Annotated in this window: 14 protein-coding genes; 11 read left to right on the forward strand and 3 right to left on the reverse strand. The window is 71.9% G+C overall.

Annotation, left to right across the window (positions count from 1 at the left end; all coding sequences use genetic code 11):
* Nucleotide 1: 1 nt before the first annotated feature.
* Together ACWGIG_RS15585 and ACWGIG_RS15590 are read right to left on the reverse strand one after the other, a co-directional pair.
* Nucleotides 2-778, reverse strand: a complete 777-nt coding sequence (locus tag ACWGIG_RS15585) for a transcriptional regulator (protein ID WP_453322115.1) — start codon at nt 776-778, stop codon at nt 2-4.
* Nucleotides 775-1,275: a hypothetical protein gene (locus tag ACWGIG_RS15590; protein WP_453322116.1), complete on the reverse strand. Its 501-nt coding sequence runs from the start codon at nt 1,273-1,275 to the stop codon at nt 775-777. Before ACWGIG_RS15590 ends, ACWGIG_RS15585 begins: the two co-directional genes overlap by 4 nt.
* Nucleotides 1,276-1,653: 378 nt before the next feature.
* Between ACWGIG_RS15590 and hutU the strand changes: the two genes are divergently transcribed.
* From hutU to hutI, 5 genes are all read left to right on the forward strand, one after another.
* Nucleotides 1,654-3,360 (forward strand): urocanate hydratase, encoded by a 1,707-nt coding sequence (gene hutU, locus ACWGIG_RS15595; RefSeq protein WP_453322117.1) that lies wholly within the window; start codon nt 1,654-1,656, stop codon nt 3,358-3,360.
* A gap of 17 nt (nt 3,361-3,377) precedes the next feature.
* Nucleotides 3,378-4,610 carry an allantoate amidohydrolase gene (locus ACWGIG_RS15600; protein ID WP_453322129.1) on the forward strand — a complete coding sequence of 411 codons (1,233 nt, stop codon included), beginning with the start codon at nt 3,378-3,380 and terminating at the stop codon, nt 4,608-4,610.
* Entirely contained in the window at nt 4,607-5,947 is a 1,341-nt protein-coding gene (locus ACWGIG_RS15605) for a formimidoylglutamate deiminase (RefSeq protein ID WP_453322118.1), read from the forward strand. The genes ACWGIG_RS15600 and ACWGIG_RS15605 overlap by 4 nt, the downstream gene beginning before the upstream one ends.
* Before the next feature lie 173 nt (nt 5,948-6,120).
* Nucleotides 6,121-6,672, forward strand: coding sequence for a YciI family protein (locus tag ACWGIG_RS15610; protein ID WP_453322119.1), 552 nt, complete (start codon nt 6,121-6,123; stop codon nt 6,670-6,672).
* 180 nt (nt 6,673-6,852) lie between these two features.
* Nucleotides 6,853-8,031 carry an imidazolonepropionase gene (gene hutI, locus ACWGIG_RS15615; RefSeq protein ID WP_453322120.1) on the forward strand — a complete coding sequence of 393 codons (1,179 nt, stop codon included), beginning with the start codon at nt 6,853-6,855 and terminating at the stop codon, nt 8,029-8,031.
* Nucleotides 8,032-8,166: 135 nt separating this feature from the next.
* Here the strand turns inward: hutI and ACWGIG_RS15620 are convergent, their stop codons facing one another.
* Nucleotides 8,167-9,147, reverse strand: coding sequence for an RNA polymerase sigma factor SigF (locus ACWGIG_RS15620; RefSeq protein WP_453322121.1), 981 nt, complete (start codon nt 9,145-9,147; stop codon nt 8,167-8,169).
* A 343-nt stretch (nt 9,148-9,490) separates the two neighbouring features.
* Here ACWGIG_RS15620 and ACWGIG_RS15625 point away from each other — a divergent pair, with 343 nt between their 5' ends.
* The 6 genes from ACWGIG_RS15625 (at nt 9,491) to ACWGIG_RS15650 (ending at nt 15,176) form a co-directional block, all read left to right on the forward strand.
* Complete coding sequence (locus ACWGIG_RS15625; RefSeq protein ID WP_453322122.1) at nt 9,491-9,871, forward strand: STAS domain-containing protein; 381 nt, start codon at nt 9,491-9,493, stop codon at nt 9,869-9,871.
* Between the two features lie 503 nt (nt 9,872-10,374).
* Nucleotides 10,375-10,878 (forward strand): ATP-binding protein, encoded by a 504-nt coding sequence (locus tag ACWGIG_RS15630; RefSeq protein WP_453322130.1) that lies wholly within the window; start codon nt 10,375-10,377, stop codon nt 10,876-10,878.
* A 145-nt stretch (nt 10,879-11,023) separates the two neighbouring features.
* The gene (locus tag ACWGIG_RS15635; RefSeq protein WP_453322123.1) at nt 11,024-11,767 is read left to right on the forward strand and encodes a peptidase; all 744 of its coding nucleotides are present in this window, start codon (nt 11,024-11,026) and stop codon (nt 11,765-11,767) included.
* 16 nt (nt 11,768-11,783) lie between these two features.
* On the forward strand, nt 11,784-12,659 hold the full coding sequence (locus ACWGIG_RS15640) for a COG1470 family protein (protein WP_453322124.1): 876 nt from the start codon (nt 11,784-11,786) through the stop codon (nt 12,657-12,659).
* Complete coding sequence (locus ACWGIG_RS15645; RefSeq protein ID WP_453322125.1) at nt 12,646-13,761, forward strand: hypothetical protein; 1,116 nt, start codon at nt 12,646-12,648, stop codon at nt 13,759-13,761. Before ACWGIG_RS15640 ends, ACWGIG_RS15645 begins: the two co-directional genes overlap by 14 nt.
* Nucleotides 13,762-13,775: 14 nt before the next feature.
* A complete protein-coding gene (locus ACWGIG_RS15650; protein ID WP_453322126.1) occupies nt 13,776-15,176 on the forward strand; it encodes a hypothetical protein in 1,401 nt (466 codons plus the stop codon).
* Nucleotides 15,177-15,259: the final 83 nt, after the last annotated feature.

The raw sequence follows: 15,259 nt of genomic DNA on the forward strand, positions 1-15,259 counted from the left end.
CTCACAGTGCCTCCAGGGCTTCGCGGAGCCGGCGCAGCAGCGCGACGTCCGGGTCCTCCTTCATGTCGGCCACCCACTGCGGTACGGCCGCGAGGGCCGGCCGGGGTGGCTCGCGGGGCGTCGCCACCGCTCCGGCCGCAGCCAGCCGCCGCACGTCCACCAGGGTGTGGAACGCGGGCCGTCCGAGCGCCCGCGCGATGTCGGCGGGCGTCCGCGCCCCGTCGGCGAGGTCGAGCACGTCCTGCTGGCGGCGCGTGACCTGCACGTCCAACTGGTCCGTGACCACAGGTGAGTTGTCGATCTCCGGGTAGGGCCACAGGGTGTCGAGCAACTCCCTGCGGCGCAGGCACTCGCGGGCCACGGTCCGCGCGGAGACCGGTCGTACCGGGCCCATCCAGTGCGCGACCCCGTGCCGGAACCGGGTCGGCCCGCTGCCGGGGGCCAGTGCGAAGTACGCGGCGTCGAACAGGGCTCCCAGATGGGCGAGTTCGAGCTCGCCGCCCGCGATCCGCCCGCTGTCCACCAGGAACCGCCCGACCCGCCCGGCGGGCCCCGCCCGGTCGAACGCCTCCTGCCAGCCCTCCCGCGGCAGCCGCCCGTGCAGCAGTACGTCGAGGCCGGGAGCGGCCGGGCTCTCCGCGTGCACGACCTCGCCCTCGGCGAGGTAGAGGGTGCCGTGGTCGCGCAGCAGCGCACCCGTCGCCCGCTCGTCGGCGAGCCGAACGAGCATGGGGGAGAGGGATGTGGGTGCGGCCGGGCTGAGCGTCGGCGCGGTCACCCCAGCACCAGCCGCTCGGCGAGGGCGGCGAGCCGCAGCCGGGCGAGGGCGAGGTTGCCCTGCTCGCGGTCGAGCCACAGGTGGAGGAAGACGCTGCTGTCGAAGGAGGTCTCCACGTACCGCAGCAGGTGGTAGTCGGTACGGGTGGTGATGATGACGTCCTCGACGGGGAGGCCCTTGCGGCCCCTGCGGTCCGCGCCGCCCACTCCGCCCGCGCCGCCCACTCCGCCCGCGCCGCCCACTCCGCCCGCGCCGCCCACTCCGTGCTCGGCGTCCACTCCGCGCTCGCCGTCCGCGCCGTGCTCCGGGGCGAAGGTGCCGTGCTCGGCGGCCATCCGGGCCAGCTCGGCGGACTCGGCGGCGGCGGTCTCGGCGTCGCCGCCGGGCGCACGGCCGGCCGTACCGAGGGCGAGCCCGCTGGTCCAGTCGACGACGGCGGCCCCGCGAGCGCCGGGCAACTCCATCGCTTCGACCAGGCACGCGTCGATTCCGGACACGCAGAAACTCCCCTCCCCCGGATCCCCGCCGGGCTTGCGCGAACGGCCCCGACACTACGCAACCAGGGTGCTACGGAGGGGAGTTATGGCATATTCCAGCGGAACGGTCCACTCGGGGCTAGCCTGTCGCCGCGCGGGGGCCCGGCGCGGTTCCGCGGGACGTCGAACGGCGCCCTCGGGTCGCCGACGCGCCCTCCGGCCGAGATCGACCGATCCCCCCCGGCCCTTCGGCCTCTGCCGCGGCGGCCGGCCGGTTCGGCCAGGCATCCCCGTCCTCTCCTCGGCAGCCGGAACGTGGGCCTTCCAGGGTGTTGACTAGTTCTATTCAGATCGCCAGGATGTGAATAACAACATCATGCCCGCGACCAGGAGGCACCCATGTCAGGACCCCGACCCGTACGAGCCCCGCGCGGTACGGAGCTCAGCGCCCTGGGATGGCAGCAGGAAGCCGCCCTGCGCATGCTGCAGAACAATCTCGACCCCGAGGTCGCCGAGCACCCCGACAAGCTCGTCGTCTACGGCGGCACCGGCAAGGCCGCCCGCGACTGGCGCTCCTTCGACGCCATGGTGCGCACGCTGAAGACCCTCAAGCAGGACGAGACGATGCTCGTCCAGTCCGGCCGCCCGGTCGGCGTCATGCAGACCCACGAGTGGGCCCCGCGCGTCCTCATCGCCAACTCCAACCTGGTCGGCGACTGGGCGAACTGGGAGGAGTTCCGGCGCCTTGAGGCCCTCGGCCTCACCATGTACGGCCAGATGACGGCCGGCTCCTGGATCTACATCGGCACCCAGGGCATCCTCCAGGGCACCTACGAGACCTTCGCCGCGGTCGCCGCCAAGCGCTTCAACAACACCCTCGCCGGGACCATCACCCTCACCGCGGGCCTCGGCGGCATGGGCGGCGCCCAGCCCCTCGCCGTGACGATGAACGACGGCGTCGCGATCTGTATCGACGTCGACCCGCGCGCCATCGAGCGCCGCATCGAGCACAAGTACCTGGACGTACGCGCCAACTCCCTGGAGCACGCCCTCCAACTGGCCGTCGAGGCCCGCGACGCCCGCAAGCCCCTCTCGATCGGCCTCCTCGGCAACGCCGCCGAGCTCCTGCCGCGCATGCTCGCCGAGGGCGCGCCCATCGACATCGTGACGGACCAGACCTCCGCCCACGACCCGCTCGCCTACCTCCCCCTCGGCATCGAGTTCGACGAGATGGCCTCGTACGCGGCCGAGAAGCCCGCCGACTTCACCCAGCGGGCCCGCGAGTCGATGGCCAAGCACGTCGAGGCCATGGTCGGCTTCATGGACGCGGGCGCCGAGGTCTTCGACTACGGCAACTCCATCCGCGGCGAGGCCCAACTCGCGGGCTACTCCCGGTCGTTCGACTTCCCGGGCTTCGTCCCCGCCTACATCCGTCCGCTCTTCTGCGAGGGCAGGGGCCCGTTCCGCTGGGCAGCCCTCTCCGGCGAGGCGTCCGACATCCACAAGACGGACCGCGAGCTGCTGAAGCTCTTCCCGGAGAACGAATCGCTGCACCGCTGGATCAAGATGGCCGGCGAGCGCGTCCACTTCCAGGGCCTCCCGGCGCGCATCTGCTGGCTCGGCCAGGGCGAGCGCGACAAGGCGGGCGAGCTCTTCAACAACATGGTCGCGGACGGCACCCTCGCCGCCCCCCTCGCCATCGGCCGCGACCACCTCGACTGCGGTTCGGTGGCCTCCCCGTACCGCGAGACCGAGGCGATGCTCGACGGCTCCGACGCGATCGCCGACTGGCCGCTCCTCAACGCCATGGTCAACGTCGCCTCCGGCGCCTCCTGGGTCTCCATCCACCACGGCGGCGGCGTCGGCATGGGCCGCTCGATCCACGCGGGCCAGGTCTCCGTCGCCGACGGCACGAAGCTCGCGGGCGAGAAGATCCGCCGCGTGCTGACCAACGACCCCGGCATGGGCGTCATCCGGCACGTCGACGCGGGCTACGACATCGCCGAGCGCACCGCCGACGAGCAGGGCGTACGCGTCCCGATGCGCGAGGGCGACGCGGACAGCGCCGGCAGCGCGGGCGACGCGGGCAAGGGCGGGGACGCGTGACCTCCTCGTTCCACGAGATGTGGGCGGAGCTGCTGCCGATCGGCCGCAGCTCCGAGTCCGGCGGCTACCGCCGCCACGCCTGGACCGCGGCCGACGCCGACTGCCGGGCCTGGTTCCGTACGCAGGCCGAAGCACGCGGCCTCACCTACGAGCTGGACCGCAACGGCAACCAGTGGGCCTGGCAGGGCGACGCCACCGCGGGCGACGCGGTCGTCATCGGCTCCCACCTGGACTCCGTCCCCGACGGCGGCGCCTTCGACGGCCCGCTCGGCGTGGTTTCCTCCTTCGCCGCGCTCGACGAACTGCGCGACAGGGGTGCGGAGTTCACGAAGCCGGTGGCCATCACCAACTTCGGCGACGAGGAGGGCGCCCGCTTCGGCCTGGCCTGCGTCGGCTCCCGCCTGGCTGCCGGACAGCTCACCCCCGAGAAGGCGTACGAACTCCGCGACGGGGACGGTGTGTCCCTCCCGCAGGCGATGGAGGCCGCGGGTCACGACCCGTCCACCATCGGCCCGGACCCGGAACGGCTGGCCCGTATCGGCGCGTTCGTCGAGCTGCACGTGGAACAGGGTCGCGCCCTGGACACGTGGCCCATCAGCGGCTCCGCCGCGGGTGGCGCCCCGGTCGGCATCGCCTCCGCGATCTGGCCGCACGGCCGCTGGCGGTACGACTTCCACGGCGAGGCCAACCACGCGGGCACGACCCGCCTGGCCGACCGCCGCGACCCCATGCTCACGTACGCGGAAACGGTCATCGCCGCCCGCGCCCAGGCCGGGCTCACCGGCGCCCTCGCCACCTTCGGCAAGATCTCCGTCGAACCGAACGGCGTCAACGCCATCCCGTCCCTCGTCCGGGGCTGGCTCGACTCGCGCGCCGCCGACCAGGACACCCTCGACCAGGTCATCGCGGGCATCGAGGCCGCGGCCCACGAGGCAGCCGCCCGCTCCGGCATCGACCTCAAGATCGTCCGGGAGTCCTTCACCCCGGTCGTGGAGTTCGAACACGCCCTGCGCGACGAACTCGCCCGCCTCCTCGGCGGCGGGGGCGAGGGTCCCTCACGCATCCCCGTCCTGGGAACGGGCGCCGGACACGACGCGGGAATCCTCTCCGCGTCCGTCCCGACCGCCATGCTGTTCGTACGCAACCCCACCGGCGTCTCGCACTCCCCGGCGGAGTACGCAGCCGAGGACGACTGTGTCGCCGGGGTGCGCGCGCTCGCCGACGTAACGGAAGGTCTCGCCTGCGCATGACGACCTACTGGCTGGAACACGCCTGGCTCGACACACACGTCGAGCCGGGCGTGGCGGTGGAAGTGTCCGACGACGAAGGCCGAATCACCGCCGTACGCAAGGGAGTCGAGTCACCCCCACCGGGTGCGGTGGCCCTCCGCGGCCTCACCCTCCCCGGCCTCTCCAACGCCCACTCGCACGCCTTCCACCGGGCGCTGCGCTCGACGGTCCAGGTCGGCTCGGGAACCTTCTGGACCTGGCGCGAGGTCATGTACTCAGTCGCCTCCCGCCTCACCCCCGACACCTACCACTCCCTGGCCCGCGCCGTGTACGCGGAGATGGCACTCGCCGGAATCACTTCGGTCGGCGAGTTCCACTACGTCCACCACGCGCCCGGCGGCACCCCGTACGCCAACCCCAACGCGATGGGCGAAGCCCTGGTCGCGGCGGCTTCGGACGCCGGAATCCGCCTCACCCTCCTCGACACCGCCTACCTCTCCTCCGGCTTCGGCGCGGCCCCCAACTCCCACCAGCTGCGCTTCTCGGACGGGACGGCGGACGCGTGGGCGTCGCGCGTCTCCTCCGGCCTGGTGGACTCCCCGTACGTCCGCCACGGAGCGGCGATCCACTCGGTACGGGCGGTCCCCGCCACCGAACTCTCCACGGTCGCCACCTGGGCCCAGGACCGCCGGGCCCCCCTCCACGTCCACCTCTCCGAACAGACGGCGGAGAACGACGCCTGCCAGGCCGCCCACGGCTGCACCCCCACCCAACTCCTCGCCGACCACGGCGTGTTGGGCCCCCGGACCACCGGCGTGCACAACACCCACCTCACCGACGCCGACATCAAACTCCTCGGCACGTCGGCCACCGGCACCTGCATGTGCCCCACCACGGAACGCGACCTCGCGGACGGCATCGGCCCGGCGGTCCGGCTCCAGCGGGCCGGCTCCCCGCTCTCCCTCGGCAGTGACAGCCACGCCGTCATCGACCTGTTCGAAGAGGCGCGCGCCATGGAGCTCAACGAACGCCTCCGCTCCCGCACCCGAGGTCACTGGACGGCAGCGGCCCTCCTGCGGGCCGCCTCGGCCGACGGCCACGCGGCCCTCGGCTGGGCGGACGCGGGCACCATCGAGGCGGGTGGACTGGCCGACCTCACCACCATCGCCCTCGACACGGTCCGCACGGCAGGCCCCGTCCCGATACTGGGCGCCGAGACAGCCGTCTTCGCCGCCACCGGCGCAGACGTCCGCCACACGATCGTGGGCGGCCGGCATGTGGTCCGCGACGGCATCCACACCACCGTCCTGGACACGGCGGCGGCCCTCGCCGCTTCGATCGGGGCACTGCACGTCTGACCTCCGGCGGGCAGTGCGACGGTCCAGGTCCGACCTGTCGCACTGCTTCGCCCGCGACGATACGCACCAGGATCGGCCCCCCGGTCTCCCGTGGTGGCGACGGGGCAACGGCGTGTGGGGCCGTGGTGCCGAAGTCCATTGAGATGCGACCGCGTGTCGGGAAACCTGTGGGCATGGAGTTCTTCTGCTACCACCGCGACCGCCCCGGATCCCTCCCCCTGCGCCACGAACTGCTGGAAGCCCACTGGTCCTACATGGACGGGTACGCCAAGGAGCTGATCGCTCGCGGCCCGACGCTCACGGCGGACGCCGAGGCGCCCACCGGCAGCGTGCACGTCGTCGATCTTCCGGACGTGCTTGCCGCCCGCGCGTTCGCCTTCGACGAGCCCGGTTACCAGGCCGGCGTGTACCAGGACGTACTGCTGCGCCGCTGGCGCAACCTGCTGGGCCGCACCATGTGGGACTTCCCCGGTGGCCGGACCGGTGGGAACCGGTACCTGGTGATCGGCCTGGGCTCGGGGCAGCCCGTCGACCTCGACGTACCGTCCGGGCGGGCGGACGAGCTGATCGCCTACGGGCCCCTGCTGTCCGACGACGGCGCCACCTGGCTGGGCACGGCGGCGCTGCTCCGTGCGCCGGACCCGGACGCGGCACGCGCCGTCCTGACCGCCGACCGCTATGCCGCCGTCGAGGTCCATGCGTGGCAGTTCGGCGGCCGGTCCTAGGAAGGCCGCATCCCTCTTCCACCGCCCTCGGCACACCCCCTCCGAAAAATGTCCGATGTACACGTGTAAGTCGGACATTTTTCGGACGGGGGTGGTCGAGCCGGCTCTGGTCCGCCACGACCTGCACCACCAGCGACGCCCCGCCTTCCCACCCCCGGGCCCTGCTGCGAGGATGCTCGTATGAGTGCCTCCACCACCACCCTGATCAGCAACATCGGCAGCCTCGTCACCAACGACCCCACCCTCGGAGACGGCCCCCTCGGGCTGATCGAGAACGCCGCCGTCGTGGTCGAGGGCGACCGCGTGGGATGGGTCGGGCGCGCTGCGGAAGCCCCGGCCGCCGACCGCGCGTACGACGCGGGCGGGCGGGCCGCGATCCCCGGGTTCGTCGACTCGCACTCGCACCTCGTCTTCGGAGGGGACCGGACCAAGGAGTTCAACGCCCGCATGTCGGGCCAGCCGTACAAGGCGGGCGGGATCAGGACCACCGTCGCCGCGACCCGGGCCGCGAGCGACGAGGAACTGGCGGCCAACCTCGCGAAGTACTTGGGCGAGGCCCTGAGGCAGGGGACGACGACCTTCGAGACCAAGTCCGGGTACGGACTGACCGTCGAGGACGAAACACGTGCTTTGCGCATCGCGAGCACGCAGACGTCGGAGGTTACGTACCTCGGAGCGCACATCGTGTCCCCCGACTACGCCGAGGACCCGGCCGCCTACGTCGACCTCGTGACGGGCGAGATGCTGGAGGCGTGTGCTCCGTACGCGCGCTGGATCGACGTGTTCTGTGAGAAGGGCGCGTTCGACGGGGATCAGGCGCGGGCGATCCTCACGGCGGGCAGGGCGAAGGGGCTGCTGCCCCGGATCCATGCCAATCAGCTGTCGTACGGGCCCGGGGTCCAGCTCGGTGTGGAGCTGGATGCCGCGAGCGCCGATCACTGCACGCATCTGACGGATGCGGATGTGGACGCCCTCGCGAACGGGAACACCGTGGCGACACTGCTGCCGGGAGCCGAGTTCTCCACCCGTGCCCAGTGGCCCGACGCGCGGCGGCTGCTCGACGCCGGGGCGACCGTCGCGCTGTCGACGGACTGCAACCCGGGGTCCTCGTTCACCTCGTCGATGCCGTTCTGCATCGCGCTCGCCGTACGCGACATGGGGATGACGCCGGACGAGGCGATGTGGGCCGCGACGGCGGGCGGTGCGCAGGCGCTGCGGCGTACCGACGTCGGGCGGATCACGGCCGGGGCCCGCGCCGACCTCGCGCTGCTCGACGCGCCCAGCCACGTACACCTGGCGTACCGGCCCGGTGTGCCGCTCGTCTCGGCGGTTTGGCGAAATGGTGTGCTTGCTGTGTGAGGTCCTGGGTAGGCGGTCCTTGCACCACCGGCACACAGTGCCCGCACAGAAGAACGTTGGACTGCCCCGGATACGGCCTGGGGCAGCCCAACGTTCAGAGTCCAGCAGGTCCAGCAGCCGGTGTGGCGGCTGGAGTTACTCCACCACGGTCAAACCCTTGCGGAGCTTGACCAGTGTGCGTGAGAGCAGGCGCGAGACGTGCATCTGGGAGATGCCCAGCTCGTCGCCGATCTCCGACTGGGTCATGTTGGCGACGAAGCGCAGCGAGAGGATCTGACGGTCACGGGTGGGAAGCGACGCGATCAGGGGCTTGAGGGACTCGACGTACTCGATGCCCTCCAGACCGTGGTCCTCGTAACCGATCCGGTCCGCCAGCGCCCCCTCGGAGTCGTCCTCCTCGGGCTGGGCGTCCAGCGAGCTCGCGGTGTACGCGTTGCTCGCCGCCATGCCCTCGACGACTTCTTCCTTCGTGATGTCCAGCCGGTCGGCCAGCTCCGCCACGGTGGGGGAGCGGTCCAGCTGCTGGGCCAGCTCGTCGCCCGCCTTGGCGAGGTCGAGACGGAGCTCCTGAAGACGGCGCGGGACGCGCACGGACCAGGAGGTGTCACGGAAGAAGCGCTTGATCTCGCCGATGATCGTCGGCATGGCGAAGGTGGGGAACTCCACACCCCGGCTGAGCTCGAAGCGGTCGATGGCCTTGATCAGGCCGATCGTGCCGACCTGGATGATGTCCTCCATCGGTTCGCTGCGGGTGCGGAACCGGGAGGCGGCGAACTTGACCAGGGCCAGGTTCAGCTCGACCAGGGTGTTGCGGACGTATGCGTGGTCGTGGGTTCCCTCTTCGAGGGATTCGAGACGCCCGAAGAGCGTCTTCGACAGGGCCCTGGCATCCAGCGGCCCCACCTCGTCGTACGGCGGAATCTCGGGAAGGTCACGGAGGCCGTCGGGCCGCTCCGTGAGCGTCTGGGCAGAGGTGGACGTCGTGGGCGTGGGGGGCGCCACAGTGGCCACGGTGCTCGCGCCGCTTCCGGTTCCTGTCTCGATCTGCTGGGGCGGGGGTGTCGACGCCGCGTCCTGTTTGTGGTGAGTACGCGTTTCGTCGAGCCGGGGTGACATGGTCTCCTCCATCGTTCTCGGCATATGGCTGCCGATGCCGATACGTGTTCCTGCGGTGAAGCGGCGCCTCCAAAGCCGGTGGTGGTCGGACGGTGGTCGGATGTGTCCCTACTAGGCCTACCCGCTCCCGACGGACACTTGCAAGTGCCTTATGTCCGAATAAGACCAGTTCAGGGCGTTGTTCGACTACCCGTGCGTGTGAAGAAGGCGTAGTCTTCTGCTGCTGTCGGGGCCGCCCCTCGCCGCCTTGATGCGCCCTTGAGGTGCGGTTGAGGCGCGGTCGGGACGCGGGGCCACGCACAGCTGTGAATCTGCAGAACCACGACGGCGAAAAGGGACGGGCATGGACCGCGGGACGGTCGGCAGCGCGAACCGGGGCCGGCTTCAGGTCGAAGTGCGGACCGAGGGCCGGAACGAGATCGTGACGCCGGCGGGTGAGCTGGATCACCACACGGCCGAGCTGCTTCGGGAACCCCTGGAGCAGGCGCTCGACGGCGGGCGGACACGTCTCGTCATCGACTGTTCGCTGCTTGAATTCTGTGACTCCACCGGGCTGAACGTGCTGCTCGGAGCCCGGCTGAAGGCCGAGGCCGCGGGCGGCGCGGTACATCTGGCGGGCATGCAGCCCGTGGTGGCCCGGGTCTTCGAGATCACCGGGGCGGAAGCGGTGTTCACCGTCCACGACTCGCTCGACGCCGCCCTCGCGCCTCCTCTCGGCGACTGACTCAGCTGCTTTCCTCCTGGTGCGGCGTGCGTGAGACGTGCGGCGCGGCTCGTAGCGAATCGTGGGTGTTCTCACGGATCGGTCGGGCAGGAGGAACCTCAGACCCTGCAAACGACGACTTGGTGATTCGGTGAGGTGAAGCGCTGATGAGCACCACCCGGCAGCATCCGCCGGGCGACCTCGGCCCAGAGCCGGACGGCATCGCCTCCGCCTCCGACGCGTCGGCTGCGCCCGCGTCCGCTGCGGCTGCCGCGCCCGCCGACGTGCCCGGCCCCGCGGCTGCCGATGTGCCTGCTGGGCCTGCGGCTGCTGAGGTGCCCGGCCCCGCGCCCGCCGATGTGCCCGCGTCCGGTGAACTGTCCGGATCCACCGCTCTGTCCGGGTCGGCTCTGTCCGGGTCAGCTCTGTCCGGGCCGGTGTCCGCAGGGCCGTCCACCGGTGTCCCCATCGGATTTGTGGCCGACGCCACATCCCAGGAGGCGTCCCGCGGTACGTCCTCCGAGGTGTCCGCCCGGTCCGAGGCTCCTCGGCCGGCCCCGGCCTCCGGTGTCCCGTCCCCGCCCGGCTCCCCGCCCGCCGCCGCCGGCGGGCAGGTGCGCTCCCTCCCGCTGAACGGGGCCAGCGGCATCGTTCCGCTCGCCCGCGACTTCACCCGGCAGGCGCTGTACGACTGGGGCTGGCTGCCCGCGTCCACCGCCGACCGGCGCGCCGCCGCCGAGGACGTCCTGCTTGTCGTCTCGGAACTGGTCACCAACGCGTGCCTGCACGCCGAGGGCCCCGAGAGCCTGCGCGTCGCCAGCGACGGGAAGGTCCTGCGCCTGGAGGTCACCGACCGCAGCGGCGGAGAGCCCGCCCCGCGCACCCCGCACCGCGCGGGCCGGCCCGGCGGTCACGGCATGTTCATCGTCCAGCGGCTGTGCCTGGACTGGGGCGTCGCCCGTACGCCCGAAGGCTCCGGGCAGAGCGCGGGCAAGACGGTCTGGGCGGAACTGGCCGCTCCCGCATAGCGGTTGACCGATAAGGATGCTGTGAGAGGGCACGTCGATACGGCGTGCTCTTTGTCTTCCCCTCCCAAGGTCCCCGGCGTACCTTGAGCGCCCAATCTGATGCGCCGTCAGTAATGCGGCGTTCCGGCGTACGAGGGGATCACAGGTGTCGTACCAGAAGCGGACCCGTCAGCGGACAACTCTCGCACTGGCGGCGGCAGTTGCGGGCTCGGTGGTGCTGGTCGCCGCCCCCGCCGCGCAGGCCGACGTCGTCGACGTCAACTACCAGTGCAAGACCCCGATCGGCAACAAGGGCGCCGTCTCCCCGATCGAGATCAAGGCGGTCAAGGGCGGCGACGGCTACACCCTCACCATGTCCTTCCAGAAGGGCGTCTCCTCCAGCCCCGTCGAACTCGGCAAGGGCGCCATGAAGCCGAGCGCCGAAATCAAGATCGGCGGCGCCGACGGCGGCACGGTCGGCGTCGCGGGCCCCGCCAACTCCTCGGCGATACCCGCCAACACCCCCATCAAGATCAGTGACCTCTCCGGGACGTACACCCCGAAGAAGAACGGCAAGGTCACCTTCACCGCCTCCGTCCTCACCATCAAGGCCCTGGGGACCACGACCACCTGCACCCCCTCCAACAGCCCCAAGCCCTCACTGGAGCTGGACGTCAAGGGCTCGGGCGGCGGCGACGGTTCGGGCGGCGGTTCCGGAGGCGGCTCGGACGACGGGTCCGGCGGTACGTCCCAGAACGCGCCATCCGGCAGCGGCGGGCTCCCGAAGACCGGCCCGCTCGACTCCGCCGTCGCCCTCGGCACCCTCGGCGGCACCGTCCTGCTCACCGGAGCCGCCGGAGTGCTCTGGCTCACCCGGCGCAACCAGCGCAACCAGCAGTCCGCGAGCTGATCCGACCGGAGTGATCGTGCGTCGTCGACTCCGCCTGCTCATCGCCCTGTTGGGGTGGCTGGGACCCTTGTACGCGGCCGGGCCCGCACCCGCCGCCATGGCCGCCGCCGCACCGGCGGTCGCCGCCCCGGCCGCCGATGCCTGGACGGCGGGACCGGCCTCCGGCGGCGGCACCCGGCCCGACAGCGGCGGACGTCCGTACTTCTACCTCCAGGGCGCCCCCGGCACCGTCTTCGAGGACAAGCTGTCCGTCACCAACCCCGGCCGCGAGCCCCGCACCGTCAGCCTGCGGGCCGAGGATGCCGAGGGTGCCTGGATCGCGCTCGCAGCGGCCGAGGTGAAAGTGCCACCGCGCACCCGCGCGGACGTCCCGTTCACGGTCACCGTCCCGGCGGGCGCACAGCCGGGCGACCACCCGGGCGCGATCGTGGCATCGGCGCCGGACGGGCGCGCACAGCGCACCGCGGTCCAACTCCGCGTCAGCGGACCGACGCTGGCGGCGCTCTCCGTCGAGGACGTACGGATCGGGGACGGAGTCATCCGGTACGCACTGGTCAACCGGGGCAACACCACGCTCGTCCCGCACGTCGCCGTCCGCGCCGAAGGCCTCTTCGGCGAACTGCTGCGCCGCGCACCCCACCCGGTGGGCGCCCTGGCCCCCGGCCGCCGGACCGAACACGCCGAACCCTGGCCCGACACCCCCGCCCTCGACCGCACGGCCGCCCGCCTCACCGTCACCGCGGACGGCGGCATCCGCGAGGAGGGCGCCGCCACAAAGACCTTCGTGACGTGGGTGCCGGTGCTCGGCGGGGGCGCCGTGCTGCTGACGGCGGTCGCGGGCGCGGCGCTGTGGACCGTACGACGCAGGAGGAGTGCGCATGACGAGGGCTAGTGGACGGTTGACCGCGACGGTGCTGACAACTCTCCTTCTGCTGTTGCCACTTGCTGTCGCCGTGGCCGACGAGAGCGCGAAGCCCGGCGTCACCCTCTCCAAGACAGAGGCGGGCAAGGGCGGCGAGATCACCGTCAGGGGGAGCGGCTGGCGGCCGGGCGCACTGCTGATGATGCTCATCTGCGGCGAGTCGTCCCCCGCCGCCGGTGTGCCGGGCGGCACCAACTCCTGCGCCAATGCCGACGGCAGGGCCGTCACCACCGATGCCGAGGGCCGCTTCAGCCGCACGCTCGCGGTCGCCGAACCGCCCAAGCCGTGCCCGTGCGTCGTGCACGTCGCCACGGTGCAGGGCCAACAGGCCACGGTGGACGCCGAGTTCAAGGTGGCCGGGCATCCCGTCGCGCCGCTGCCCAAGCCCGCCCCGAACGCCGGACGGCTCTCGGTCGTCGACCGTACGGTACGGCTCGACGGGTCGGGGACGCTGCTGACCTGGTTCGGCGCACCGCAGACCCGCAAGGTCGTCCTTGAGTTCGGCAACGCGGGATCGGCCCCCGTCGTCGATCCGGTCTTCCAGGTGGGCACCTCGCACGGGGTGTTCGCGCCGATCTGGGAAGAACGCCAGTGGCGCGGCACGATCGCCCCCGGCAAACGGGCCGAGGTCGCGCTGGACGTACAGCTCCCGGCGGGCGCGCACGGCGACTACCTGGTCTCGGTGAAGTACGGGCCCAAGGTGATGGCCGCCCAGCCGTGGGGCGTGGACCGGCCCTGGGGTGTGGTCCTGTTCTGGCTGCTGGTGGGGATCGTGGTCCCGGCGGCGCTGTTCCGGATCGGGATGGCCGTGGTGGACCGGGTACGTCCGGGTGCCGGGGCCGTCGCGAGGGCCGTTCGCCGTGTGCCCCGCGTGCCCCGGGCTTCGGCGCGCCCCCGCACCGTACGTCCGGAAGAGCCCGCGCCCGGGGCCGCCGGAACGGCCGCGACGGCGACCTCCGCCCTCCCGTGGTTCACCCCGGACACCGCACCCGGTGCTCCGCCCCCGCACGCACAGGTTTCCGCACCGCACGAGAGCACCACCCATCCCCCTACTCCGAAAGGCAATCTGTGAAGACGCAACGGAGGATGAGCGCGGCAGGGATCGCGCTGATGCTCGCAGGTGCGGGACTGCTGTTGGCCGCACCTCCCGCGCAGGCCGCCGAAGTCGCGTACAGGACGGAGTGCATTCCGCCGCCCATCTCCGGGCTCCCGGCTGTCCAGGGCACCACCAAGGTGTCCGTCACCGCGCCCGCCACGGCGAAGGTCGGCGACGAGGTCGAGGTCGTCTGGAAGACGGTCGAGGCCGCCTCCAAGAACCCCGACGTCCTCGACCTCGACAAGGACACCGTCAAACCGACCGGCACCCTCAAGGTCGGGGGAGCGGCGGCGGGTGAGCTCAAGATGGAGGGCCCGCGCCAGAACCCGCCCATCCCCAAGAACAGCCCGATGATCCTGCCCGAGATGAAGGGCAAGCTGAAGCTGGAGAAGGCGGGCGACGTCACGCTCACCCCCGGCGCGTACAGCATCAACGTCAGCAAGCCGATCTCCACGGACACCAGGTGCACGCCGAAGGAGGAGGTGAAGCCGTCCGCGACGATCAAGGTGACGGACGGCGGTGGCACCACCACGGGCGGCACGACGGCCGGTGGGACCACGGCGGGCGGCACGACGGCCGGTGGCACGACCTCGGGCGGCTCGACGACGTCCGGCGGGACCACGTCCGGCGGTTCGGACACCGGCGGTTCGGACTCGGGCGGTTCGGACACCGGCGGATCCGACTCAGGCGGCACCACCGGTGGCGACGACGGCGGCAAGACCGACTTCCCCGGCAAGGAGGTCGCCGTCGAGTACGCCTGCAAGTCCCCGGGACCGGCGAGCATCAAGACGAAGATCACCGTCAGCGCCAAGAAGAACGGCGGCAGCTTCGGCCTCACCGTCGCCACCGCCAAGGGCGTCATGAACAGCCCGGCCGCCCTCCCCGCCGGCGCCCTGAAGCCCTCCCTGCAGCTCACCCTGGGCGGCGCCGACAAGGGCAGCGTCAACGTCACGGGCCCCGGCAACAAGGAGCCCCTCGAACAGGGCAAGCCGGTCGACCTCCCGAACATGACCGGCACGTACAAGCCCGGCGCCGGCGGCAGGACCACCCTCGCCCCCGGCACCCTGAACATCGACGTCACCCTGGGCGGCCAGAAGATCGCCATCCCCTGCACCGTCAAGGGCGCGGCCCCCGTCTCCCTCGACCTCGACACGGCGGCCCAGCCGGGCGGAGCGTCGGGCTCCGCTTCGGGCTCCGCTTCCGGCTCCGCGGGGGGCAGCGACTCCGGAGGTACGGCCACGGGCGGCGCGGCGGGCGGCGACCTCGCCGACACCGGGGCCGAGGACAACGGTGGCCTGCGGGCGCTGGCCCTCGTCGCCGGAACGGTCATCCTGCTGGGTGGTGCGGTCTTCACGTTCACGCCGTGGCGGCGGCTGCGGGGCACGCGCTAAGCGCCCGAAGGGGCGCGGGGAACTGCGCGACCAGCCACGACGGCGCTGCAGGCGAACGACGACGGAGGGCCGCCGCACCGGAT

This window comes from Streptomyces sp. NPDC054863 (assembly GCF_053610825.1).

Excerpts from the sequence above, each read along its gene's own strand:
- hutU (WP_453322117.1), top strand. The coding sequence starts at position 1,654 with ATGTCAGGACCCCGACCCGTACGAGCCCCGCGCGGTACGGAGCTCAGC.
- ACWGIG_RS15600 (WP_453322129.1), top strand. The coding sequence starts at position 3,378 with ATGTGGGCGGAGCTGCTGCCGATCGGCCGCAGCTCCGAGTCCGGCGGC.
- ACWGIG_RS15605 (WP_453322118.1), top strand. The coding sequence starts at position 4,607 with ATGACGACCTACTGGCTGGAACACGCCTGGCTCGACACACACGTCGAG.
- ACWGIG_RS15610 (WP_453322119.1), top strand. The coding sequence starts at position 6,121 with ATGGAGTTCTTCTGCTACCACCGCGACCGCCCCGGATCCCTCCCCCTG.
- hutI (WP_453322120.1), top strand. The coding sequence starts at position 6,853 with ATGAGTGCCTCCACCACCACCCTGATCAGCAACATCGGCAGCCTCGTC.
- ACWGIG_RS15620 (WP_453322121.1), bottom strand. The coding sequence starts at position 9,147 with ATGTCACCCCGGCTCGACGAAACGCGTACTCACCACAAACAGGACGCG.
- ACWGIG_RS15625 (WP_453322122.1), top strand. The coding sequence starts at position 9,491 with ATGGACCGCGGGACGGTCGGCAGCGCGAACCGGGGCCGGCTTCAGGTC.
- ACWGIG_RS15645 (WP_453322125.1), top strand. The coding sequence starts at position 12,646 with ATGACGAGGGCTAGTGGACGGTTGACCGCGACGGTGCTGACAACTCTC.
- ACWGIG_RS15650 (WP_453322126.1), top strand. The coding sequence starts at position 13,776 with ATGAGCGCGGCAGGGATCGCGCTGATGCTCGCAGGTGCGGGACTGCTG.